General features: G+C 67.1%; 18 protein-coding genes. 6 read left to right on the top strand and 12 right to left on the bottom strand.

Annotation, left to right across the window (positions count from 1 at the left end; translation table 11 throughout):
• Positions 1–54 precede the first annotated feature (54 nt).
• On the top strand, positions 55–840 hold the full coding sequence (locus ABL838_RS28365; protein ID WP_418123005.1) for an esterase/lipase family protein: 786 nt from the start codon (positions 55–57) through the stop codon (positions 838–840).
• On the opposite strand, the gene ABL838_RS28360 is transcribed toward ABL838_RS28365, so the two are convergent.
• The 8 genes from ABL838_RS28360 to ABL838_RS28325 all read right to left on the bottom strand — a co-directional run bounded on the left by ABL838_RS28360 (position 785) and on the right by ABL838_RS28325 (position 8,109).
• Positions 785–1,312 carry a hypothetical protein gene (locus ABL838_RS28360; RefSeq protein ID WP_418123004.1) on the bottom strand — a complete coding sequence of 176 codons (528 nt, stop codon included), beginning with the start codon at positions 1,310–1,312 and terminating at the stop codon, positions 785–787. The two genes, ABL838_RS28365 and ABL838_RS28360, sit on opposite strands and share 56 nt — an antisense overlap.
• A 137-nt stretch (positions 1,313–1,449) precedes the next feature.
• Positions 1,450–1,650: a DUF4926 domain-containing protein gene (locus ABL838_RS28355; RefSeq protein WP_418123003.1), complete on the bottom strand. Its 201-nt coding sequence runs from the start codon at positions 1,648–1,650 to the stop codon at positions 1,450–1,452.
• Positions 1,651–1,884: 234 nt separating this feature from the next.
• Positions 1,885–2,856: an IS5 family transposase gene (locus ABL838_RS28350; RefSeq protein ID WP_418122023.1), complete on the bottom strand. Its 972-nt coding sequence runs from the start codon at positions 2,854–2,856 to the stop codon at positions 1,885–1,887.
• 65 nt (positions 2,857–2,921) lie between these two features.
• A complete protein-coding gene (locus tag ABL838_RS28345) occupies positions 2,922–3,164 on the bottom strand; it encodes a hypothetical protein (protein ID WP_184642057.1) in 243 nt (80 codons plus the stop codon).
• Complete coding sequence (locus tag ABL838_RS28340; RefSeq protein WP_221297799.1) at positions 3,161–4,306, bottom strand: colicin D domain-containing protein; 1,146 nt, start codon at positions 4,304–4,306, stop codon at positions 3,161–3,163. Before ABL838_RS28340 ends, ABL838_RS28345 begins: the two co-directional genes overlap by 4 nt.
• Positions 4,306–4,653 carry a PAAR-like domain-containing protein gene (locus tag ABL838_RS28335; RefSeq protein WP_184607300.1) on the bottom strand — a complete coding sequence of 116 codons (348 nt, stop codon included), beginning with the start codon at positions 4,651–4,653 and terminating at the stop codon, positions 4,306–4,308. The genes ABL838_RS28340 and ABL838_RS28335 overlap by 1 nt, the downstream gene beginning before the upstream one ends.
• Entirely contained in the window at positions 4,650–5,822 is a 1,173-nt protein-coding gene (locus ABL838_RS28330) for a DUF2169 family type VI secretion system accessory protein (RefSeq protein ID WP_418123000.1), read from the bottom strand. Before ABL838_RS28330 ends, ABL838_RS28335 begins: the two co-directional genes overlap by 4 nt.
• The gene (locus ABL838_RS28325) at positions 5,815–8,109 is read right to left on the bottom strand and encodes a type VI secretion system Vgr family protein (RefSeq protein ID WP_418122999.1); all 2,295 of its coding nucleotides are present in this window, start codon (positions 8,107–8,109) and stop codon (positions 5,815–5,817) included. The genes ABL838_RS28330 and ABL838_RS28325 overlap by 8 nt, the downstream gene beginning before the upstream one ends.
• 196 nt (positions 8,110–8,305) lie before the next feature.
• Between ABL838_RS28325 and ABL838_RS28320 the strand changes: the two genes are divergently transcribed.
• Entirely contained in the window at positions 8,306–8,920 is a 615-nt protein-coding gene (locus ABL838_RS28320; RefSeq protein ID WP_418122997.1) for a hypothetical protein, read from the top strand.
• Between the two features lie 15 nt (positions 8,921–8,935).
• Here ABL838_RS28320 and ABL838_RS28315 read toward each other — a convergent pair whose 3' ends face one another.
• The 3 genes from ABL838_RS28315 to ABL838_RS28305 form a co-directional block, all read right to left on the bottom strand.
• The gene (locus ABL838_RS28315) at positions 8,936–12,154 is read right to left on the bottom strand and encodes a bifunctional cytochrome P450/NADPH--P450 reductase (RefSeq protein WP_418122996.1); all 3,219 of its coding nucleotides are present in this window, start codon (positions 12,152–12,154) and stop codon (positions 8,936–8,938) included.
• A gap of 142 nt (positions 12,155–12,296) precedes the next feature.
• A complete protein-coding gene (locus ABL838_RS28310; RefSeq protein ID WP_184642051.1) occupies positions 12,297–13,553 on the bottom strand; it encodes a branched-chain amino acid ABC transporter substrate-binding protein in 1,257 nt (418 codons plus the stop codon).
• Between the two features lie 27 nt (positions 13,554–13,580).
• On the bottom strand, positions 13,581–14,276 hold the full coding sequence (locus ABL838_RS28305) for a TetR family transcriptional regulator (protein ID WP_418122994.1): 696 nt from the start codon (positions 14,274–14,276) through the stop codon (positions 13,581–13,583).
• An 85-nt stretch (positions 14,277–14,361) separates the two neighbouring features.
• Between ABL838_RS28305 and ABL838_RS28300 the strand changes: the two genes are divergently transcribed.
• The 4 genes from ABL838_RS28300 (at position 14,362) to ABL838_RS28285 (ending at position 21,208) form a co-directional block, all read left to right on the top strand.
• Positions 14,362–15,975: an AMP-binding protein gene (locus ABL838_RS28300; RefSeq protein WP_418122992.1), complete on the top strand. Its 1,614-nt coding sequence runs from the start codon at positions 14,362–14,364 to the stop codon at positions 15,973–15,975.
• Positions 15,976–15,988: 13 nt separating this feature from the next.
• Entirely contained in the window at positions 15,989–19,285 is a 3,297-nt protein-coding gene (locus tag ABL838_RS28295) for a carboxyl transferase domain-containing protein (protein WP_418125923.1), read from the top strand.
• A 65-nt stretch (positions 19,286–19,350) separates the two neighbouring features.
• Positions 19,351–20,670, top strand: a complete 1,320-nt coding sequence (locus ABL838_RS28290; protein WP_418122990.1) for a GDSL-type esterase/lipase family protein — start codon at positions 19,351–19,353, stop codon at positions 20,668–20,670.
• A gap of 163 nt (positions 20,671–20,833) precedes the next feature.
• Positions 20,834–21,208 (top strand): YXWGXW repeat-containing protein, encoded by a 375-nt coding sequence (locus ABL838_RS28285; RefSeq protein WP_184642047.1) that lies wholly within the window; start codon positions 20,834–20,836, stop codon positions 21,206–21,208.
• A gap of 69 nt (positions 21,209–21,277) precedes the next feature.
• Here the strand turns inward: ABL838_RS28285 and purU are convergent, their stop codons facing one another.
• Entirely contained in the window at positions 21,278–22,144 is an 867-nt protein-coding gene (gene purU / locus ABL838_RS28280; RefSeq protein ID WP_126025818.1) for a formyltetrahydrofolate deformylase, read from the bottom strand.
• Positions 22,145–22,158 lie beyond the last annotated feature (14 nt).

Here is a 22,158-nt window from a genome sequence, read left to right as displayed (position 1 = left end):
CGGCCTCACCTTCGTTCTGAAGCAGATACAAGAACCACAAAGGAGCCATCCATCATGACCAGCGCTACCGCCACCTACGCCAAGGAAGACCTCACCCCGCCGTCGCGCCTGCTGCTGCTGGCCGAGGGCCGCGCGCTGTGGGAGACCGGGGCGGGCCTCGCCATGTGGCCGCTGCTGCAGCTCACGCCGCGCGGCGACGGGCACCCGGTGCTGGTGCTGCCGGGCCTGGTGGCCGGCGACGGCTCCACGCTGCTGCTGCGCCGCTACCTCTGCAGCCGCGGCTACGACGCCCACGGCTGGGGCCAGGGACGCAACTTCGGCCCGCGCGAGGGCGTGGAGCAGGGCATGGTCGAGCTGCTGAAGAAGCTGCACGGTGAGAGCGGCCAGAAGGTCAGCATCATCGGCTGGAGCCTCGGCGGCGTGTACGCACGCATGCTGGCCTCGTCGTACTCACACATGATCCGCGACGTCATCACCCTGGGCAGCCCCTTCTCGGGCAGCCCGCGCGCCACCAACGCATGGCGCGTGTACGAAGGCGTGAGCGGCCAGAGCTCGCACGACCCGCGTCGCATGAAGTTCGTGCAGCCCACGCCGCCCGTGCCCACCACCTCGATCTTCAGCCGCACCGACGGCGTCGTCGCATGGCGCTGCAGCATCGAGAAGACCGGCCCGCAGTCGGAGAACATCGAAGTCATCGCCAGCCACCTTGGACTGGGCGCGCACCCGGCGGTGCTCTATGCGGTGGCGGACCGGCTGGCGCAGCCGGAGGGACAGTGGAAGCCCTTCAATCGCGGGGTGCTGGGGCCGCTGGTTTATCCGGATCCGGATCGGGACGCCTGACAAGACCTGGCTGGTGGCTCTTGTCAGGTTCGGGACGTGCGGCCAATGACTGCGCTGTCACGTGCTGGCTGAATTGCCATTGGGTGTAGCGGTTGTTCAAATCCAGTTCCTCTGCATCCACTTCAACCTTGGTCATCGATCCTGCCGTTGACACGAGGATGAACGCGTACGGATCCTGGCTCTCGTCATCGGCCAGCAGCAGTCGGACCTGAAGCAGTTTCGCCAGACGACTGGCACCATCCAGAATGCCGCGCTCGGGGATGGGGATCGTCAGATAGATAGAAATGATCTGGGAGAACGCTTCTCCTGATCGCGAATCGACCAGGCACGTAGCAGGATCATCACTTCTCATCTCGGTGATGTCGTGCACCAACTTCACGGCGTCGCAATTGACCTCAAGGAGGGTCGACAGACCGCGGCGCAGGGGTTCTGCGCCAACATCCTGTTCCAGCGCAGCGTCAAACCAGATCATTGTCCAAGTCTCCAGATACTCAAGGCCCTGTTTGCATCCGAGCGAGTCCGCGTTAGCCATGGGCCGTGGACGTTTTGTGCGGCATGACCGGTGGAATAGCGTGCGACCGATTTTGATCAGGTCATTGCAAAATCACATCAGGATTCGAGGCGCTGGATTTCATGAGGATGAAGCAGCAGCTGGTGGGTGGTCGCACCGCGTTCATCGGAGAACTCGATTTCGTATGTTTCTTCAGGTTCGAGAAAAATCTCGACGATCAAGCCGATCGCGCTAGCTTCCAGCAATGCCGAGTGGATCGGCGCGGTCAATCGAATTGACTCGTTGATACGGAACTTCATGGCGTTACTTTACGAACAGGGTTGCGAGTTCGGGAACATCCGAACCCGTCTTCAAAATCCATCCGGTCCGAACTATGCCGCTGCCACTCGGCCCAGCGCGGCCGATGTCCGAGCTCTAAGGAAGGTCTGAACAACAGGCGAACGAGCGCGATTTGAGCGCGTGCGGGCTACAAGGGTTGAACAAATGCATGCTCGAATCGACCTTGAATGAGATTTCGGCGTCGTTCATGGCCCTCACGCCAGCTTCAGACGCACGACTCCCATCAATTGCCTTCGCGCCATCCACAGATTCGACAGCGCGAACAGGGTGAGCAGATGCGCGGTGTTCTTCTGCAGCCCACGGAAGCGCACCTTCACCAGCCCGAACTGGCGCTTGATCACTCGGAAGGGATGCTCGACCTTCGCGCGTATGCTGGCCTTTGCGTGTTCGCGCTGCTGTACTCGCGCCTTGGCTTTGCCCTCGGGCAGTTTGGCGATGTCGCTGGGCCGCGCGGCGATGTGCCACTTCACGTCACGCTCGACGCGGCCTTGCGCGCCGCGATAGCCCGAGTCGGCCCACACCTGAGTCTCCTTGCCATGCAGCAGATCGGCCACTTGCTCCACATCCGCTTCATTGGCCGGCGTCGTTGTGACCGTGTGCACCAGGCCGCTGTCGGCGTCCACGCCGATGTGCGCCTTCATCCCGAAGTGCCACTGATTGCCCTTCTTCGTCTGATGCATCTCGGGGTCGCGTTCGCCCTCGGCGTTCTTCGTCGAGCTGGGCGCCGCAATGATGGTCGCATCGACGATGCTGCCTCGCTTGAGCAGCAACCCCTTGCGCGACAGGTGCGCGTTGACCTGCTTGAAGATGTCCTCGGCCAGATCGGATTCCTCCAGCATGTGCCGGAAGTTCAGGATCGTCGTCTCGTCCGGAATCGGCTCGCTCAGGTTCAGCCCCGCGAAGTTGCGCAGCGAGGCGATCTCATACAGCGCTTCCTCCATCGCCGGGTCCGACAGCGCAAACCAGTTCTGCATCAGGTGCACCCGCAGCATCGCCTCCAGCGGGTACGGCCTGCGTCCGCGCCCGGCCACCGGGTAGTGCGGCTCGATGAGCTTCAGCAGCGCCTTCCACGGAACCACCTGCTCCATCTCTTCGAGGAACACCTCGCGCCGCGTCTTCTTCCTCTTGCCGGCGTACTCCGCGTCCGAAAAACTCAATTGGCTCATCGCGCAAGTTCCTTTGCGTCAGTCAACGCGCAGCGGCATGATCGGTGGACTTGTTCAGACGTTCCCTAAAGGTCTAGCTCGGCTCGGAGCTTGCTCCTGATACTTTCCATCATCGACTTGTAGTCCGGGTCGAAGATGAAGTCGATCTCCGACTCGGCTGCAGATTCGATCTCCCTCAGGACGTGCTCCTCTTCCGGGGCGAGCCCGAACCGGGCAATCTTGGTGCAAATCTCCATCAGGATGGCCATCTTGGCTTGCGACAGGGTGATGTTTACTTCCTTGTCGAAGTCGTACTTGTCGTTCGTCACAGGCTGCCTCTTGTTTGGACGTTGGTGATCTGGGCCGGATTGAGCCGCCATCCGGAAAGAAAGTTGTGCGAAGTATCTGTCATGACGTTCAAGCCCGTGGAGGGGTTGAGGTAGTGGATGACAGGATCGCCACGATACGTTCCGCTGATCATCTGCGTGCCCGGACCCTGCACGTGTGCATCGAGGGCCGACTGATAGTTTGCGGCAGCATTCTTGCCCCAAGGATCGTTCACGCCGAAGTCTCTGGCATGTTTGTATTTGGCTTGTAGCTGCTTCTTGTCGTATTGAACCGTGGGCCTGGGCGGCGGTGCCGGGGGAGGAAGGCGTCGAACAACAGTGCCCTGCGCAGGGGGCTCTGGTGGCGGACTCTGCGTCGAAGACTTTCCTCCGACGGGCCGGCCGACTGGTTCGAGGGGAGCGCCGCGAGCGCTTTCCCCGGGTCTTGGCAGAGGCTCGGAACCACGCTTTCCGCCCCCAAGCCCCACGTGCGCAGCGGCCGCATCGAATGCGGCCGCGCCGACCTGATTGGCCGCTGCCACCTGCTCCTCGCTTCCTCCGAGTACACGTGTTGCTGCACCAGGCGCACCGAAGATCGGCCCCAGCAGGGCAATGCCCAGCGTATTGCCGAAGCGCAGGTTCTGCTCGCTCAGCCAGGCACTCTCGGCGCCGGAAATGCTGTTCTCCCAGCGCGGCCCCGGCGTATAGACGTCCTGCAAGAAGGATGTCCTTCTTTTCAGCTCCAGAGACTGTTCGGGCGGCAGGGGATTCTTGCCGCTGTAGTGGTCGTTCAATTGCTGGAGCTTCTCGTCCAGTGCCGACTTCGGGATCTCGTCGGGCATCTGTTCGCATGCCCGCTGGAACGTCTTGGCCGATTGCAGTGCGTCGGTCGGCTCCAGGCGCGCGTCGCGGCCGGTGCCGATCCACATCCGCTCGTACCACGGAATCTTTTCGAACTCCGCCTTTTCCCGTTCGTACCGCTCGCTGCAGATGCCGGGCTTGCGCCGCAGCATCGGCCCCTTGGGCACCTCGAAGGTCAGCACCCTGCCGAGCGTGCCGTTGCTGTTGAAGGACGATGATGATGGCGAAGAAGACGTGGACAGCACCTGCCCCAGCGTCTTCTTGTCGTCAGGCATCGAACCCATCAGGCCGCTCCGTTCATCTCGCAGAGATCGCCGTGGCGGGCCACAGGGCGGCTCTCGACGAAGACCGTCTGCGAGCCCGAGACGATCTTCACGTTGCCCGCGCCGAGCGAGACGCCCGAGCGCACGCCACTGCCCGCATTGCCTGCCACGCCCTTGACGATGCTGTCGACCATGAGCACCTTTTCGCTGCGCGCGAACACTGTGTGCGAGTAGGCGGCCTTCTCCGGAGGGAGGATCGACACGATATCGAAGGGAACGACCTGCTTGCCGACGATGCAGAAGTCGGGCACGACGTTGACCACCATGAAGCCCGACTCGGCGTCGGCGATGTGTTTTTCGGTGCTCATGCCGACACCTCTTCCTGGCGGGCATTGCCATCGGTTGCGATGACTTCGGCAAGCTGCCGGTGGAAGAGGTCGACCGCTACCGTATCGAGCGCCTGGTCCAGCGTGAGCCGCCAGGTCAGATGCACGAGCATCTCGTCGAGGTCGACGTGCACCGTGTCGAGCCGCATTGCTTCGCTGCGCTCCGTGCCATCGCCGTCCCTGCACAGCGCCTCGATCCACAGCTGCGGCAGCTGGAACTCGATATGCGGCGCGGAGGCGAAGAAGCCGCTCATGCGCACCGACTCGTCGCCTCGCAGGCCGCCGGCCACGACCTGGTCGGCGGGCGCGTACTGGAAGAAGCGCTCGTCGAAATCGTCGGCGTAGTCCATGTACGGCTGTCCGGCATGACGCTGGAGCCAGGCGTCGTCGTAGGTGCCGGCCAGCGCCAAACGCGGCTGCCAGAAGCGCGCGATGGGGCCGAAGCCGGCGGGCTGCGCGTCCTCCTGGTTGGCGTGCTGCGGCGGTGCGCCGGCGTATTCGATCTGCGGTCCGAAGAACGGCAGCCCGGCGGCATGGCGCGCTCCGGGGTGGTCTTCGCGGGCTGCGCTGCCGAACCATCCGGTGCCGCAGGGATTGGCTGCGTGCGTGCGAGGCTGGGCTGCTTCATCGTCTCCCTGGTCGAAGCCCCATCCGCCGTAGGCGAGTTCATAGCGCAGAGGCACGGCGAGCGTGGGTTGCGGATCGGACAGGCCGCGCTGTGCGGTGTCCTCGTGCCAGCTCCAGTGCCGCGGACCCGTCAGGCGCAGCGCCTTGTGCAGCAGCGTTTCCTCCTGCCGGCGCACCAGCAGCTGCGCATGCCACTCGCTCGACGGCGTCCAGCCGAGGGCGTGCGCGGTGCCCGTCACGTAGACGTCGGCACCGGGCTTGCGCAGCAGCACGTCGGTGGCGGCGCGCAGGCTCGACAGCGTGGCATGGTCGGCGTCCCACGGCTCGTCGGCGAAGACCGGTCCGCGGTGGAACGCTGCCGGCTCCAGGCGCCCGGGCGCGAGAACGAAGCTCGCGCACACCACCACCACGTCGTGGAAGCGCCGGCCCTTGCCCATCTTGTCGAACTGGAAGTGAGGAAAGGGCGTCGCGTTGCGCAATTGCGCGAGGCGTGGCTCGGGAATCGGCGACGCGGGCTCAGCCATGGCTGTCGTCCTTGTCTGCAGCCATCTTCCCGACGCCGGCAGAAACGGCCGCGGAGACGGTGCCCAGCACCTGCGTCACCTGGCCTGCCGTTCCACCGCCACCGCCAGCGCCTCCGGCCACCTGCTGCGCGATCGACGCGAGCTGCCCCGCCTTGCCCAGCAGGTCGGCCGGGTTGCCGCCCATCAGCGCGCCCAGGCTCGCGAGCGGGCTGCCCGGAGGCTCGGCCGGCGGCGGGGTGGGCACCGCGTTCGGCTGCAGCGCCGCGCCACCGCCCTTCGGGTTGAGCCAGATGTGCTCGCCGTTGACGGTCACGTCGTCGCCCTGCGCGGTGATGTTGATTTTCTTGCCCGTGACCGCGATGGAGCCGTCGGCCTTGAGCTGCAGCACCGAGGCGCCCACGCGCAGCGAGATGGTCTTGCCGTCCATCTCGATGTGGCTGCCCTTGTCGCCGCCCACGGACAGCAGGTACTTCTCGCCGACCTTGGTGGTCTGCGTCTTGCCGACCATGGTGTTGTCCATCATGCCGACCACGGTGTTGCGCAGCATGCCGACGTTGAAGGAGTAGGCCAGGCCGATGTTCACCATCTTGGCCAGCCCCACGTTGTGCATGTAGGCCATACCGATGGTGGCCATCTGGTTGCGGCCCACCTTCTTGCTGCGGTCGCGACCCACTGAATGGGTCTCGTCGTGCTCGACCTCGATGTCCTGGTTGCGCTCCGCGTGCAGCCACACCTGCTCGGCACCCTTCTTGTCCTCGAAGCGCAAGGCGTTGGCGTTGGCCTCGCTGCCGCCCTCGGAGCTGCGCGTGAGCAGGCCGCTCTGCGTGGCGTTGTCGGGCAGGGTCCACGGCGGCATGTTGTCGGCGTTGTAGACGCGGCCGGTCACGATGGGCCGGTCGGGGTCGCCGTTCTCGAAGTCGACGATCACCTCCTGCCCGATGCGCGGGATCTGGATGCCGCCGAAGTTGGTGCCAGCCCAGGGCGATGACACGCGCACCCAGCACGAGCTGTTCTCGTCCTTCGTGCAGTAGCGGTTCCAGTGGAAGCTGAGCTTCACGCGGCCGTACTCGTCGGTCCAGATCTCGCGGCCCGCGGGGCCGGTGACGATGGCGGTCTGCGGCCCGGTTGTGCGCGGCCTGGGCACCGGCGGCGCCGGCGCGCGGAAGACCTTGCTCGACGGAATCACGTCGAAGTCGACGCGGCATTCGAACTCCTGCTGCGAACTCGCGTCGCCCACGTCCTGCAGCCGCAGATGCGCGTGCGTGACCAGGTACTGCCGGTTCGATTCGTTCTGCGGATGCCGCTCCAGCGTCATGAGGCAGCCCGGCACCACGGCACGCAGGTTGCCCGAGCCGCTGGCGAGCTCGCCCTGGCTGCCGGTCTCCTCCATGCGCGTGCGCACCAGCTGCTCGCCTTCGGACTCGACGACGTAGTCGCCCGGCCAGCCATAGCGTTCCCAGGTGTTCTGCGCGGTCTTGCGCGGCATGGCGCTGATCTGCTGCAGCTCGGCCTTGGGGCGCTTGAAGTCGAAGTCGTCCGTCACCCAGCGGCCGCTTTGCAGCTCCTCGCAGGCGTTGAAGCGGTCGCAGTGCTCCTCGCGCACGGTCGCGTCCGCAGGGTGGAAGGGGATGCTCTGGTAGCCCTCGTGGGCGAAGGGCTGGTGCGAGGCCATCTCGTCCACGATGACCAGCTTGTGGCTGCTCTCCTCGTGCTCGAAGTAGTAGTACAGGCCCCATTCGTGCAGCAGCCGGGCGATGAAGTCGTGGTCGCTCTCGCCGTACTGCACCTGGAACTCGCGCGGCGGATAGCTGCGCGTTGCCCGGACTTCGAAGGGCAGGCTGTACTTGCCGAGCACCGTCCTGACGATGTCCAGCACGTTCTGGTTCTGGAAGATGCGGTAGTCGCTCGTGCGCGTGGCAAGCGTGAGCCAGGGCTCGATCACGGCTTCGTAGAGCGCGCGCCGGTTCTCCAGCCGCAGGAAGCGTACGCGTGTGACCAGGCCCGAGATGTGGCGCTGCTGCGGCCCGGAGCCCGGGCGGCCGTCGAGCACGATGTGCGCGGCCAGCATTTCGCCCACAAGCTGCTTGATGGCGACGTTGGCCGCCTGCCGCTCGTTGTAGCCCTGCTGCTCGGGCGTGGCCAGCGTCAGCGTGTAGCGAAACAGGCTGCTCAGGCCCTCGTCGCCCGCGATGGCGATGGGTTCCAGCGCCGGCGCATTGCCGAGCGTGGGCATGGCGGACGAGGAAGCGGTAAGGACACGCGCAAGCTGCGCTGCGCCGACAGACATGGAATCTCCCTGGAGTTCTTGGGTTCTTGGCTGACGAAGCAAATCGTAGCAATTCGAGCCTGAAACACCAGTAAGACGATAGATTGCTACAGATCGGGCATTTCCGGCGTGCTTGCGTTCGTGTGCGCAAGATTGCGGCGAGCCATGACTTCCGTCACTTGTGGCGCCGCTGGTCCGCCCAAAACAATGGCGCACCATGCACAGCCTCCCGCCCATCTACCCCCGCATCAGGCATGCCGGCTTCGTGGAGCAGGCGATGCGGCCGGTGCTGGACCTGATCGCGACGCTCGGAGGCAACCGCGAAGCGCACGAGCCGGTGGCCTTTCCCCTTGCCGCGGATTCCGACCTGCTGGTGAGCTTCGTGGTCGACACTTCGGCGCGGTTCGTCACGCTGACCCGCGAGGGGCTGCTGGAGACAGGACTCGACACGCAGTCGATGTACGAACTGGCCATCGACAACATGCTGCGGCTCGTGGCGCCCAACGTCCGCACGCGGGATTTCGGCTGCTACAAGGCACTCGTCGCGGGCGACGGCTTCGAGGCCTGCATGCTGCTGCTGCCCGATCTCTGGCAGCAGCTTGCGCAGGGCTTCGAGGGCGAGCTGATCGCGGTGGTGCCGAGTCGCGACGTCGTCTACTTCGCCGAGAGCCGCGGCGGCGCCGAAGCGTTGGGCCGCATGTGCGCTGCCGCCGAAAAGCTCAGGGCGGCTGCCGGGTCCGAAGGGCTCTCCGACAGGGTGATGGCGCTGACCGCCGACGGCTGGTGCGTGCGCGGCACGCTCGACGCCTTCGCCCCAGCGCTGGAAGCCTGAGCTTCCGCCGCCGCCTCAGTTCCCCGCCCACACGTCCAGCACGTAGCGCTGGTCCGCGATCATTTTGTCCATCCACGTGGTGCTGTCGTGCCCGTGCTCGCGCGCAAGGTCGCTCAGCGTGCGACGCACATCGGGCTCCATGCGCGAGCCGTCGCCGCACACGTAGACCACCGCGCCGGCTTCCAGCAGCTTCCACACGTGTGCGGCCTGCTCGCGGATCAGGTCCTGCACGTAGACCTTGCGCTCGCCCGCGCGCGAGAAGGCGGTGTGCAGCTTCATCAGGCCGCGATGCGCCCAGGCCTGCAGTTCGTCGGCATAGATGAAGTCCTGCTCGGGATGGCGGCAGCCGAAGAAGAGCAGCGCCTCGCCGAGCGCGGTGCCCGCCTCGGCCTGCGCCGCGCGCTCCTGCAGGAAGCCGCGGAACGGGGCGAGCCCGGTGCCGGGGCCGATCATGATGAGCGGCCGGGTCGCGTCCTCCGGCAGCCTGAAGCCTTCGGCCGTGGTCTCGCGCACCACGCCATGCACCGTGTCGCCGGCCTCGGCGCGCGCCAGGAAGTTGGAGCACACGCCCTCGAAGGTGCCGATGCCCGACTTGGCGGGCCCGCTCACCACGCCCACCGTCACGCTGCAGCGGCCCGGCGTCATCGCGGGTGAGGACGAGATCGAGTAGTAGCGCGGCGAGAGCGGTGACAGCATCTCCAGGAACACGGCAAACGGCACCTGGCAGGCGCGGTGCTCTTCCAGCAGGTCGAGCAGCGACTTGCGCTTGTGCAGCACCTCGGCCTTGTATGCGGCCTGCGAGGCCTCGTCGCTGCCCGAGAGGGCCTCCAGCCTGGGTTTCGTGAACGGGCACTCGGTGTACGCCGCCAGCGTGGCGATCTGCTTGCGCGTGGCCACGTCCTGCAGCTCGACATAGTCGCCCAGCAGGCGGTCTACCGCGATCACCTGCTCCACCGGCAGCGCCGCCTTGCGGCCCGTGGCCGCGTGCAACCGCACATGGGCCGCGCGGTCGAAGCCGAAGCGCGCCATCGCGCGTTCGACCTGCGCCGGGCTGTTGCGCGGCACCACGCTCAGGTGGTCGCCGGCGCGGTAGACGAGGCCCTCGGGCAGCATCAGCTCGACGTGGCGCGTGGAGCGGCCGGCCTCGCCGTTGCCACCGCTTTGCAGTTCGCGGTTCTCGATGACGCGCATCGCCACCGCGCCGAGCGCATCGACGATCGCGTTCTTCTGCGGCGGCGGCAGCTCTTCCAGCGTGTAGAGCGGCTCGCTCTGCGCGGGCATGTCGGCACCCGTCTTGATGCCGAAGGCCTTCGACAGCGCAGGCCAGAGTGCGTCGCTCCAGTCCTGGAAGGCGCCGTCCATGTCCTCGCGCGCATCGCCTTCGCCGCGCGAGTGGATGCGCGCGGCGCCCAGCGCCTCGAGCCGCTCGTCGATGCGGCGCGGCACGGCCTGGTAGGTGGAGGCCCAGTCGGTGTTGCCGCAACCGAAGACGCTGAAGCGCACGCCGTTGAGCGAGTCGTCGGCCTTGTCGAGCCAGCGGTGGAATTCCGCCGCGTTGTCGGGTGCGGCACCGTTGTACGAGGCGCAGACGATGGCGACCGCGCCGTTGGCCGGCAGCCGTTCGGCGTAGTCGTCGAGCGAGGCCAACTGCGTCGAGAAGCCGCGCATCTCGCCGGCCTCGGCGAGCTGTCGTGCCAGGTCTTCGGCGGTGCCGAGGTTGGAGCCCTGCAGCACCAGCAGCGAGGTGCCATGGCGCGCCGCTTGCGGCTTGCGCTCGGCCGCCTTGGCGGGCTGTACCGGCGCCGCGGTCGCGTCGCTCATGTTGCCGCGCGGGCGCGTGGCCGGGTCGCGCAGCAGCGCCTTGATCCTGAAGTTCTCGGGCTTGATCGTCAGCGCTTCCTTGATCTTCAGCTTGTAGCCCGTGTGGTCCACCAGGTTGAAGCGCTGCAGGATCATGCCCAGCGTGAGCACCGCCTCCTGCAGCGCGAACTGCCGCCCGATGCAGGCGCGCTGGCCGTTGCCGAAGGGCTTGAAGGCGTTCACCGGCCGCTCGCGCTCTGCCTCGCGGCTGAAGTGGTCGGGATTGAACCGGTCGGCGTCCTCGCCCCAGATGCCCTTGTCACGATGCAGCGCCAGCGCATGCATGATGACCATGTTGTTCTTCTTGATCGTGTACTGGCCGCCGATCTTCGTTTCTTCCTTTGCGCGCATCGAGATCGCGGGCGCCGTGGGGTAGAGGCGCAGCGACTCCTTCAGCACCTGCATCACGTACTGCAGGCGGTTGACCTGCGCGTAGGTGGGCTTCTGCGTGGTGTCAGGGCCGAACACGCTGTCGACCTCGGCCTGCGCCTTGGCCATGGCGTCGGGATTGTTCAGCAGGAAGTAGATGGCGAAGGAGAGCAGGCCGCTGGTGGTCTCGTGCCCCGCGATGAGGAATTCGATGCACTCGTCGCGGATCATCTTGTCGGTGAGCTTCTCGCCGCTCTTCTTGTCCACGCCTGCGATCATGTAGCTCAGCAGGTCGGGCTTGGTGGCGATGTCGGCGCCGCTCGTGCGCCGCTCCTCGATGATGTCTTCCACCATCTTGTGCATGTAGCGGATGTCCTTGCGCTGCTGGGCGAGCTCCTTCTTCAGCATCAGCTCTTCCAGCGGCAGGCCGCGGCGGTTCTGCACCGTCTCCAGCGTGCGCACCATCGCGTCGACGAAGGGGTGGAAGCCTTCGCGGTAGAAGGAATTGAAGCGGTAGCCGAAGCCGCACAGGCCGATGGTGTCGAGCGTGAGCGCGGTCATGTCGCGCACCACGTCCACCTCTTCGTCGAAGTTCAGCCGCTCCCACTTGGTGACCAGCTGCCCGGCGATGTCCAGCATCATCGGGTGGTAGGCCTGCATCGCGCGCTGGCTGAAGTTGGCCAGCAGGATGTTGTGCGGCTTCGACCAGGTCTCCTCGTGCGTGTCGGAGGTGAAGAGGCCGTGGGAGGCCGCGCGCAGCCGGCGCAGCGCGCCGCGCGTGCTCTTGTCGAAGCGCTCTTCCTCGCAGAGCTCGTCCACCAGCGCGGGCGAGGACACCACGATCACCGGCATGCCCGGCATGTCCAGCCAGTAGATGCCGCCCAGGTCCTGCGCGATCTTCCACATGTCGAGCACGGGAGAGTCGGAGCCGATCGACAGCAGGTTGCCGACGAAGGGTTTCTTCGCCGGATGCGGGATCGGATGGAGCGAGTTTTTGCCTGCCATGGTCTTGTTGTGCCTTTGGAATGGACCCGCCTCTGATATCCGGGCTTCGAAGCCGGAGTATCCCGACGGCACAGGCGGCAGGCAGGACGGGGTTTCCCTTACAACCCCCGTCCTCTTCAGCAGTCGCGAAGAAAGTGCACGCTCAGGGCCTGACCATCTTGCACTCCGTGCCTTGCGCGAGCTCGTTGCCGGTATAGACCGCGTCGGTGCGGAAGCCGTAGTTGGTGCCTTCCCAGCCGGTCTTCACCGTCTTGCCGTCCACCGGCACGATGGTGTTGACCACCTGCGGCAGCAGCAGCTGGTGGTCTTCGGCGCGCATGCGCACGGGGCCCACCACCGAGTCGAAGTTCAGGTCTTCCAGGGCATGCGCGACCTTCACCGTGTCGGTGGAGCCGGCCTTGTTGATGGCCGCGGCCAGCAGGCGCGGCGTCATGTCGATACGGGGCGCGAGGAAGTCCTTGCCGGTCTTGGCCTTGTAGGCCTTGGCCAGCGCGTCCACCTTGGGCGTGTCGGCCTCGCCCGGGTGCCATTCGGCCACCCAGGTCAGCTGGCCCAGCCTGGCCTGCGACACGGCCGTGACCGTGCCCGGCACCGAGCCCGCGCTGTGGTTGAAGTAGCGCAGGTTGTAGCCGGCATCGCCCGCGGCCTTCAGCAGCAGCGTCATGTCCTGGCCCCAGTTGCCGGTGATGACCGAGTCGGCGCCGCTTTGCTTCACGTTGGCGATGTAGGGGGAGAAGTCCTTCACGCGGCCGATGGGGTGCAGCGTCTCGCCCACGAACTGGATGTCCGGCCGCGCCAGGCCCACCAGCTGGCGGCCGTAGCTCGCCCACTGCTTGCCGTGCGCGTAGTCCTGGTTCAGCAGGTAGACCTTCTTCACCTCGGGCGTCTTCTTGATGTAGTTGGCCAGCGCCTTCATCTTCATCGCGGTGTTGGCCTCGGTCTGGAAGTGCCAGAAGCTGCAGGCCTTGCCCGTCATCTCGGGGTCGATGGAGGAGTGGTTCAGCACGATCAGCTCCTTGCCCGGGTTGCGCTGGTTCCAGCGCGCCACCGACTGCACCAGCGCCGTGACCACCGAGGAGCCCGAGCCGCCGGTCACGATGGCCTTCGCGCCCTGGTCGATCGCCGCCTGCAGCGCGCTCTGGCTTTCCTGGGCCGATAGCTTGCTGTCGAACTGCAGCAGCTGCAGCTTCGTGCCGCCGAGCACGCCGCCCTTCGCGTTGATGTCCTCGATGGCGTACTGCGTGTGCATCAGCATCAGCTCGCCCACGTTGGCGAAGGGCCCCGACAGCGGGTCGATGTAGGCGATCTTGTAGGTCGCCTGCTGGGCATGCGATGCGCCGGCCGCGGCCAGCAGGCAGGCAAGGGCGATCCGCGCCAGAGGCGCTTTCCTGAACTTCATGGTGCTTTGTCTCCGGAGGTGTTGTCTTCAGTTCTTCGTTCGCAGCCCGATCACGCGGCTGGCCAGCTTCGTGAGCTCGGCCACCACCTCGTCGGGCGAGAGGCGCCCGCCCGGGCGGTACCAGCTGTAGAGGAAGCCCGGCAGGCTGCAGGCCGCGAGCGCGGTGATCTTGGTCTCGGTGAAGTCGAGGTCGCCGTCGGCGCGCGCCTCTTCGAGCAGCGGGCACAGCCGCTCGTAGAAGTGATGCGCCAGCTTCTTCTGCGCGGCGATGTACTCGGGCCGGTACACCTGCGGCTCGCGGTAGGGAAAGAAGGCCACCGGGTGGTGCGAGATGGTCGTGCGGATCAGCCGCTCCAGGCCGTCGAGCACCTTCTCGCTTGCGCGGCGCGGATCGGTTGCGGCGAAGTCGAGCGCGGTGAAGCAGTCGACCGCGGGGCGCCACGACAGCGTCTCGAAGATCTCCTGCTTGTCGCGGAAGTAGTAGTACACGAAGGGCTTGGTCATGCCCAGCTCGCGCACGATCTGCGCCATGGTGGTGTTGGCGTAGCCCTGTGCCGCGAAGAGCTGCGCGGCCGCCTGCAGGATGCGCTCGCGCTGCGTGTCGGTGCCCTGCGTGGCCGCGCGCTGGCGGCCCGTGCCCTGGGGCAGGTGCGGCTGCGCCGTGACGCCGCTCTGGTCTGCGGAGCCAGAGGGTTTTTGCCGTGTCGCGGAAGTTATACCCATGGGTAGGATTGTTCGTGCACCATGCACCATTGGCAAGCGCCAGCCCCTTGCGGGCTGCTATCGATAACCCTGAGAAAGTGACGCCATGGAGACATTGCCCGACCGCCCGCAGCAGCCCCTGCACGAGTACCTGCGCACCCACGCGCGAGAGCGCGGCGACAGCCCCGCCTGCATCTGGTACGGCCACGCGACGAGCTGGGGCGCGCTCGACCGCGCCAGCGACGCCTTCGCCGCGCGGCTGCAGGCGCTGGGCGTGGAGAAGGGCGAGCCGGTGGTGCTCTTCCTCAACAACTGCCCGCAGTACCTGGTGGCGCACTTCGGCATCCAGAAGATCGGCGCCATCGTCTGCCCGAGCGGGCCGCTCAACAAGGAGCACGAGCTGGCCTACCAGGTCAACGACCTGAAGGCGCGCGTGATCGTCGCGGCTGCGCCGCTGCTGCCGGTGGTGCGCAAGGTGCAGCCCGGGAGCTCGCTCGAGCACGTGTTCGTGGTGCACTACGCCGACCTGCTGCCGGCCGATCCTGCGCTCGACCTTCCGGCCGAACTCGCCGCCGAACGCAGGGCGGAACGCAGCGTGCCCGAGGACTGCGAAGACTTCCTCGCCGTGATGCGCGCCGATGCGAAGCCGCAGCCCGTGGCCATCGGCATGGACGACGTCGCGCTCATGACCTACACATCCGGTACCACCGGCCTGCCCAAGGGCGCGATGCTGAGCTACGGCAACGCGCTCTTCAAGACGCGCGCAGCGGCCGACTGCAACGGCGTTGGGCCTGACGACCGGCTGCTCTCGATCGCGCCGCTGTATCACATCGCCGGCATGCTGATGGGCGTCAACGTGCCGGTGCTCAGCGGTGCGGCCTCGGTGCTGCTGCACCGCTTCGACCCGCGTGCTGCGCTGCAGGCCATCGCGGCGTACAAAGTGAGCTGGTGGTACAGCATCGCGCCGATGAACGTGGCCTGCATGCAGGTGCCGGACATCGCGTCCTTCGACCTGCGCAGCCTGAAGATGAACCCGGTGACCAGCTTCGGCATCGCCTTCACCGAGCCGCTGGCGCTGCAGTGGCGCTCGCATGCGCCCAACTGCACGTCCTTCGAGGCCGCCTACGGCCTGAGCGAGACCCACACCTGCGACACCTACACGCCGCACCATGCGCCGCGCTGGGGCACGCAGGGCGTGCCGGTGCCGGGCGTGACGATCCGCATCGTCGATGCCGACACGCAGGCCGACTTGCCCGCGGGCGAGGTCGGCGAGATCGTGCTCACCAGCCCCGGCACCTTCAAGGGCTACTGGAACAAGCCCGAGGCCACCGCCGCCACGCTGCGCGACGGCTGGGTGCACACGGGCGACATGGGCAAGATCGACGCCGACGGCTACCTGACCTTCATCGGCCGCTTCAAGGAAATGATCAAGGTCTCGGGCTACAGCGTGTTCCCAGAGGAGGTCGAGACCATTCTCATCAAGCATCCGGCGGTGGCGCAGGCGGCCGTCGTCGCGCAGCCCGACGCCGAAAAGGGCGAGGTGGTGAAGGCCTTCATCGTGCGCAAGCCCGGTGCCGTGCTCGAAGCCGATGCGCTCATCGCCTGGGCGCGCGACAACATGGCGAGCTACAAGGCGCCGCGCGCGGTGAGCTTCATCGACGCGCTGCCCACCACCGGTGCGGGCAAGGTGCTGCGCCGCCTGCTCAAAGACAAAAGCTGAGAGGTTCCGTTTGCTGTTTTCCAAAGTTCTGATTGCCAACCGCGGCGAGATCGCGGTGCGACTGGTACGCGCGCTGCGCGACCTGGGCATCGCCAGCGTGGCGGTGCATGCGCGAGACGATGCCGCCGCGCTGCATGTGCAGCTGGCCGACACGGCGGTGGCGCTCGATGCCACCGGCCCCTCCGCATACCTCGACGTCGCCGCGCTCATCGCCGTGGCGAAGGCGCAGGGCTGCGATGCGGTGCATCCCGGCTACGGCTTCCTCAGCGAGCGCGCCGATTTCGCGCAGGCCTGCGCGGATGCGGGGCTGGTCTTCATCGGCCCCACGCCGGAGCAGCTCGGCCTGTTCGGCGACAAGGCACGCGCGCGCGAACTCGCCACGCAGTGCGACGTGCCGGTGATGCCCGGCAGCGCCGGCGCCGTGACGCTCGCGCAGGCGCAGGACTTCTTCGCCGAGCAACAGGCGCAGGGCGCGGGCGTCATGGTCAAGGCCATCGGCGGCGGTGGCGGGCGTGGCATGCGCGCGGTGCTGGATGCGCAGGAGCTGCCGGAGGCGCATGCGCGCTGCATGTCCGAAGCCAGGGCGGCCTTCGGCATCGAGGGCGTGTACGTCGAGCGGCTGATGCTCAACGCGCGGCACATCGAGGTGCAGGTGATCGGCGACGGCAAGGCCGTGGCCAGCCTCGGCGAGCGCGAATGCACGCTGCAGCGGCGCTTCCAGAAGCTGGTGGAGATCGCGCCCAGCCCCTCGCTGCCCGAGGCGTTGCGCGCGCAGGTCACGCAGGCCGCGCTGCGCATGGCCAAGGCGGTGAGCTACCGCGGGCTCGGCACCTTCGAGTTTTTGGTCGATGCGGCATCGGCGACGCTGCCCTTCGTGTTCATCGAGGCCAATCCGCGCCTGCAGGTGGAGCACACGGTGACCGAGGCGGTGACGGGGCTGGACCTGGTGCAGCTGCAGATCGCCGTGGCCGCCGGCCAGCCGCTTTCCGAACTCGGCGTGGAGGCCGGCCGCACGGCGCCGCAGCGCGGCTTCGCTGTGCAGTGGCGCATCAACGCCGAGACGCTCGATGCGCAGGGCAACGCTCGGCCCTCGGGCGGCACGCTTGCGCGTTTCGACCTGCCGGCCGGCCCCGGCGTGCGCGTGGACACGCACGGCTATGCGGGCCTCGCGCCTTCGCCGCACTACGACACGCTGCTCGCCAAGCTCATCGTGCATTCGCCCTCGCCGCGCTTCGAGGACGCGCTGCGCCGCTCGCTGCGCGCGCTCGACGAGTGCCACATCGATGGCATCGCCACCAACCTCGCGCTGCTGCGCGCCATCGCGGCGCGGCCCGAGTTCGCGACGCAGGCGGTGCACACGCGCTTCGTGGAGGCGCATCTGGGCGATCTGCTCGCCGCCGCGTCGACGCTGGAGAAGCAGGTGCGAAAGACGGTGGCTGCTCCGACCGGGCAGGCGGCCGTCGCTGCCGATGACGAGTCGGACGAACTCACGGTCAAAGCACCGATGCCCGCGCGCCTGGTGCAGTTCGAGGTCGAGGTGGGCGACGTGCTGCCGGTCGGCGCGCAGCTCGGCGTGCTCGAAGCCATGAAGATGGAGCACCTGCTGCACGCGCCGGTGGCCGGCCGCGTGGTGGCGCTGCTGGCCGCACCGGGCGACTATCTCGTCGAAGGGCAATCGCTGGTGCAGCTCGAAGCCGTCGATGCGCAGGCCGTGCAGGCCGAGGCACGCGCCGAGCATGACCTCGACGCGATCCGCCCCGACCTGCGCAAGGTGATCGACCGCCATGCCTACACGCTCGACGCCAACCGCAAGGCGGCCGTCGACAAGCGCCACGCACAGGGCGGGCGCACCGCGCGAGAGAACATCGCGGACCTGTGTGACACCGCCTGCGACCCCGCCAACTTCATCGAATACGGCGCGCTCGCCATCGCCGCGCAGACGCGGCGGCGCACGCTGGAAGACCTCATCGCCAACACGCCTGCCGATGGCATGGTCACGGGGCTGGGCAGCGTCAACGCGAAGCAGTTCGGTCCCGAGGCCTCGCGCTGCGCGGTACTGGCCTACGACTACACCGTGCTGGCCGGCACGCAGGGCATGCGCAACCACCACAAGACCGACCGGCTGCTGGCTGTGGCGCACCAGCTGAAGCTGCCGGTGGTGTTGTTCGCGGAAGGCGGCGGCGGGCGGCCGGGCGACACCGACATGCCGATCGTGGCCGGCCTCAACAACCACACCTTCAGCCAGTTCGCCGCGCTCTCGGGCAAGGTGCCGGTGGTGGGCATCGTGCATGGCCGCTGCTTCGCGGGCAATGCGGCGCTGCTGGGCTGCGCCGACGTGATCATCGCCACCAAGGGCAGCAACATCGGCATGAGCGGCCCCGCGATGATCGAGGGCGGTGGGCTCGGCACCTTCGCGCCGGAGCAGATCGGGCCGAGCGGCGTGCAGTCGCGCAACGGCGTGATCGACATCCTGGTGGAGGACGAGGCCGCGGCCGTGGCCGCCGCGAAGCAGTACCTCTCGTACTTCCAGGGCGCGACCACCGGCTGGCAGTGCGCCGACCCGCGCACGCTGCGCCACGTGGTGCCCGAGAACCGCCTGCGCGTGTACGACGTGCGCGCCGCGATGCGCGGCGTGGCCGATACCGGCTCGCTGCTCGAGCTGCGCGCGGGCTTCGGCGCGGGCATTGTCACCGCGCTCGCGCGCATCGAGGGCAGGCCGGTCGGGCTGATGGCCAACAACCCGCATCACCTGGGCGGCGCCATCGACGTGGAGGCGGCCGACAAGTCCGCGCGATTCATGCAGCTGTGCAATGCGCACGGCCTTCCAATTGTTTCGTTGTGCGACACGCCTGGCTTCATGGTCGGGCCCGAGATCGAGGCGCAGGCGCAGGTTCGGCACGTGTGCCGCATGTTCATGGTGGCCTCGCATCTGCGCGTGCCCTTCTTCGCCGTGGTGCTGCGCAAGGGCTATGGCCTGGGCGCGCAGGCGATGACTGCCGGCGGCTTCGATGCGCCTGTTTTCACGGTGGCCTGGCCCACGGGCGAATTCGGCGCGATGGGGCTGGAAGGTGCCGTGCGGCTGGGCTTTCGCAAGGAGCTGGCCGCCGCGCCCGAAGGCGCCGAGCGCGATGCGCTGTTCAAAAAGCTGGTGGCGCAGCAGTACGAGAACGGCGAGGCCATCCACATGGCACAGACGCTGGAAATCGACGCAGTGATCGACCCGGCCGACACGCGCACCTGGTTGGTGCGTGGGCTGTCTTCCGCGACGAAGGCCCAAGGAGCGGCCGTCGCTTACGTAGACACCTGGTAACCGGGCTTTAGACCTCGTCACGTTCGGGGGATCGGTGGCTCCGTACACTGATTCGCTTTGCGTGCATGAACCTGCTTTCCCGATGGGCGGCCCGCCTTCGCGACGTGGCCGTCGCACACTGGGTGGCTGCCTCCTTCCTTGCCCTGCTGGCCGTCGGCGTGCATGCCGTCACGCCCGACGGGCGTCCGCGCCAGCCTGCCGAGGCGCACTGGGTCGCGAGCTGGGCCGTTGCGCCCGTCGACTTCGCCGAGATGGCCGCCAGCCCCGGCGGCGGCAGCTACTCGTCGCCCGCGGGCAATGACCTGCGCGGGCAGACGCTTCGCCAGAAGGTGGAGCTGTCGCTCGACGGAGAGCGCATCCGCATCCGTTTTTCCAATCGTTTCGGCAAGACGCCGCTGCGCATCGCCGCGGCGAGCGTTGCGCGCGGCACCGGTGCCGAGGCGTTCTCGCCGACAACGCTGCGCGTGCTTCATTTCGGCGGCCGCAGCAGCCTCACCATCGCCCCGGGCGCGGAGGCCTGGAGCGACGGCATCGACCTGCCGGTGCAGGCGGGCCAGACCGTGATGGTGAGCGCCTTCTTCGATCGCGCCACGCCCTTCGCCACGGTGTCGATGGTGGAGTCGGGCACGACGTGGGTGACGGCCGGCAACGCGGTGATGACGCCGAAGCTCAGGAACCCGGCGACGCTGGTACTCAACCAGATCGTGACGGGGCTCGACGTACTCACCACCAAGTCCGTTCGCACCGTCGTGGCATTCGGCGATTCGATCACGGCGGGCACCACGGAGGCCACCACCGGCGCCTACCCCGACATGCTGGCCACGCGCCTGCGCGATACCCAGCCTGGCGGACAGGACGTCGCCGTGCTCAACCTGGGCATCGGAGGCAACCGCCTGCTGGCCGACGGCATCGGGCCCAGTGGCCTTTCGCGCTTCGAGCTCGACGTGCTGAAGCAGAGCAGCGCGACGCACGCGATCATCCTGCTGGGCACCAACGACATCGGCCGCGCGATGTTCGCCAAGGTGCCGGGCGCTGAACTGAAGCCGCGTGACATGCCGACGGCCGAGCGCATCACCGAGGGGCTGCAGCAGCTCGTGAAGCAGGCGCGCGCCAAGGGCGTGAAGGTACTGATAGGCACCGTGCCGCCGTTCAGGAATACGCCCTACTGGAGCGAATCGAACGAGGCCATGCGCGAGGCAGTGAACCGCTGGATCCGCGGCAAGCAGGACATCGACGGCGTGATCGACTTCGACGCCGCGCTGCGTGACCCGGCCGACCCGCAGGCGCTGAACCCGCTGTTCGATTCGGGCGACCACCTGCACCCCAACAAGGCCGGCCATGCGGCGATGGCGGCGGCCATCGACCTGCGCGAACTGCAGGAATGAGCCTTTTTCGGGCTTTCTGCGCGTGTGAGTGAGCGCTAGCAAGAGCCAAAAAGACCCCAAAGGCGCGTCACAGCTTTACACAAGACTTCGTGCACGGCTTACAGGAGGTTCACAAGGGCTGGGCAGCATGAAGGCTCCTCCAACAACTCATGAGGAGTTCTTCATGAAAAAACTTGCATTGGCTCTTTCTGTCGGCGCTGCATCGCTTCTGTCGGTGGGCGCACTGACCGTTCCGACGGCCGTGCAGGCGCAGCCTGTGATCACCATCCAGACGCCGCCGCCTCCGCCGCGCTATGAGCGCGTTCCCCCGCCGCGCCGCGGGTACGTGTGGGCGCCGGGACATTACGAGTGGCGTGGCGGCCGCCACGTGTGGATCGGCGGCGGCTGGGTCCGCGCCCGCCCGGGCTACGCCTACCGTCCGCCGGAGTGGCGCCAGGACGGCGGCCGCTGGGTCTACGACAGGGGCCGCTGGGACCGTGACGGCGACGGCGTGCCGAACCGTTATGACCGTCGGCCGAACAATCCGAATCGCAACTGACGGCGTTGCCTAAGCAAACATGCCCCCTGAAGAGGGGGCATGTTCATTTGGGGGCCTGCTGCCGGATGCTCAGCGGAACACCACCGTCCGGTGCCCGTTCAGCAGCACCCGGTGCTCGCTGTGCCACTTCACCGCGCGCGCCAGCACCTGGCTTTCGGTGTCGCGGCCGCGGGCCGTGAGGTCTTCCACCGTATCGGTGTGGTCGGCGCGGGCCACGTCCTGCTCGATGATCGGGCCTTCGTCGAGGTCGGCCGTCACGTAGTGGGCGGTGGCGCCGATCAGCTTCACGCCGCGGTCGTGGGCCTGGTAGTAGGGCTTGGCGCCCTTGAAGCTCGGCAGGAACGAGTGGTGGATGTTGATCGCGCGGCCCGAGAGGCTGCGGCAGAGGTTGTCGCTCAGGATCTGCATGTAGCGCGCGAGCACCACAAGTTCGGCGCCCTCGGCTTCGATGATTTCCAGCTGCTTTGCCTCGGCCTGCGCCTTGGTCGCGGCTGTCACCGGGATGTGGTGGAAAGGCACGTTGTAGCTGGCGGCCAGCTGGTAGAAGTCGCGGTGGTTCGAGATGATCGCGCGCACGTCGATGGCGAGCAGGCCGCTCTTCCAGCGGAACAGCAGGTCGTTGAGGCAGTGGCCTTCCTTGCTGACCATGATGACCGTCTTCATCGGCTCGGCGGCCGCGTGCAGCTGCAGCGTCATGCCGAAGCCGGTGGCGAAGGCCTTGAGTTCCTCGCGCAGCACGGCCTCGCTGTGGGCGCCGCAGGCGAAGCGCACGCGCATGAAGAAAAGACCCGTGTCGTGGTCGTTGTACTGGGCCGCCTCCTCGATGTTGGCGCCGTGCTCGAGCAGGAAGCCCGAAACGGCGTGCACGATGCCCGTCCGGTCGGGGCAGTAGAGGTTCAGGATGTAGGCGGGCGAGGTGGGCGTAGAGGTCGTCATCAGGGGCGTAATTG

It is taken from the genome of Variovorax sp. 160MFSha2.1, assembly GCF_048305075.1.
GTDB classification, from domain to species: Bacteria; Pseudomonadota; Gammaproteobacteria; order Burkholderiales; family Burkholderiaceae_C; genus Variovorax; species Variovorax guangxiensis.
This window is presented reverse-complemented; position numbering and strand designations above follow the sequence as displayed.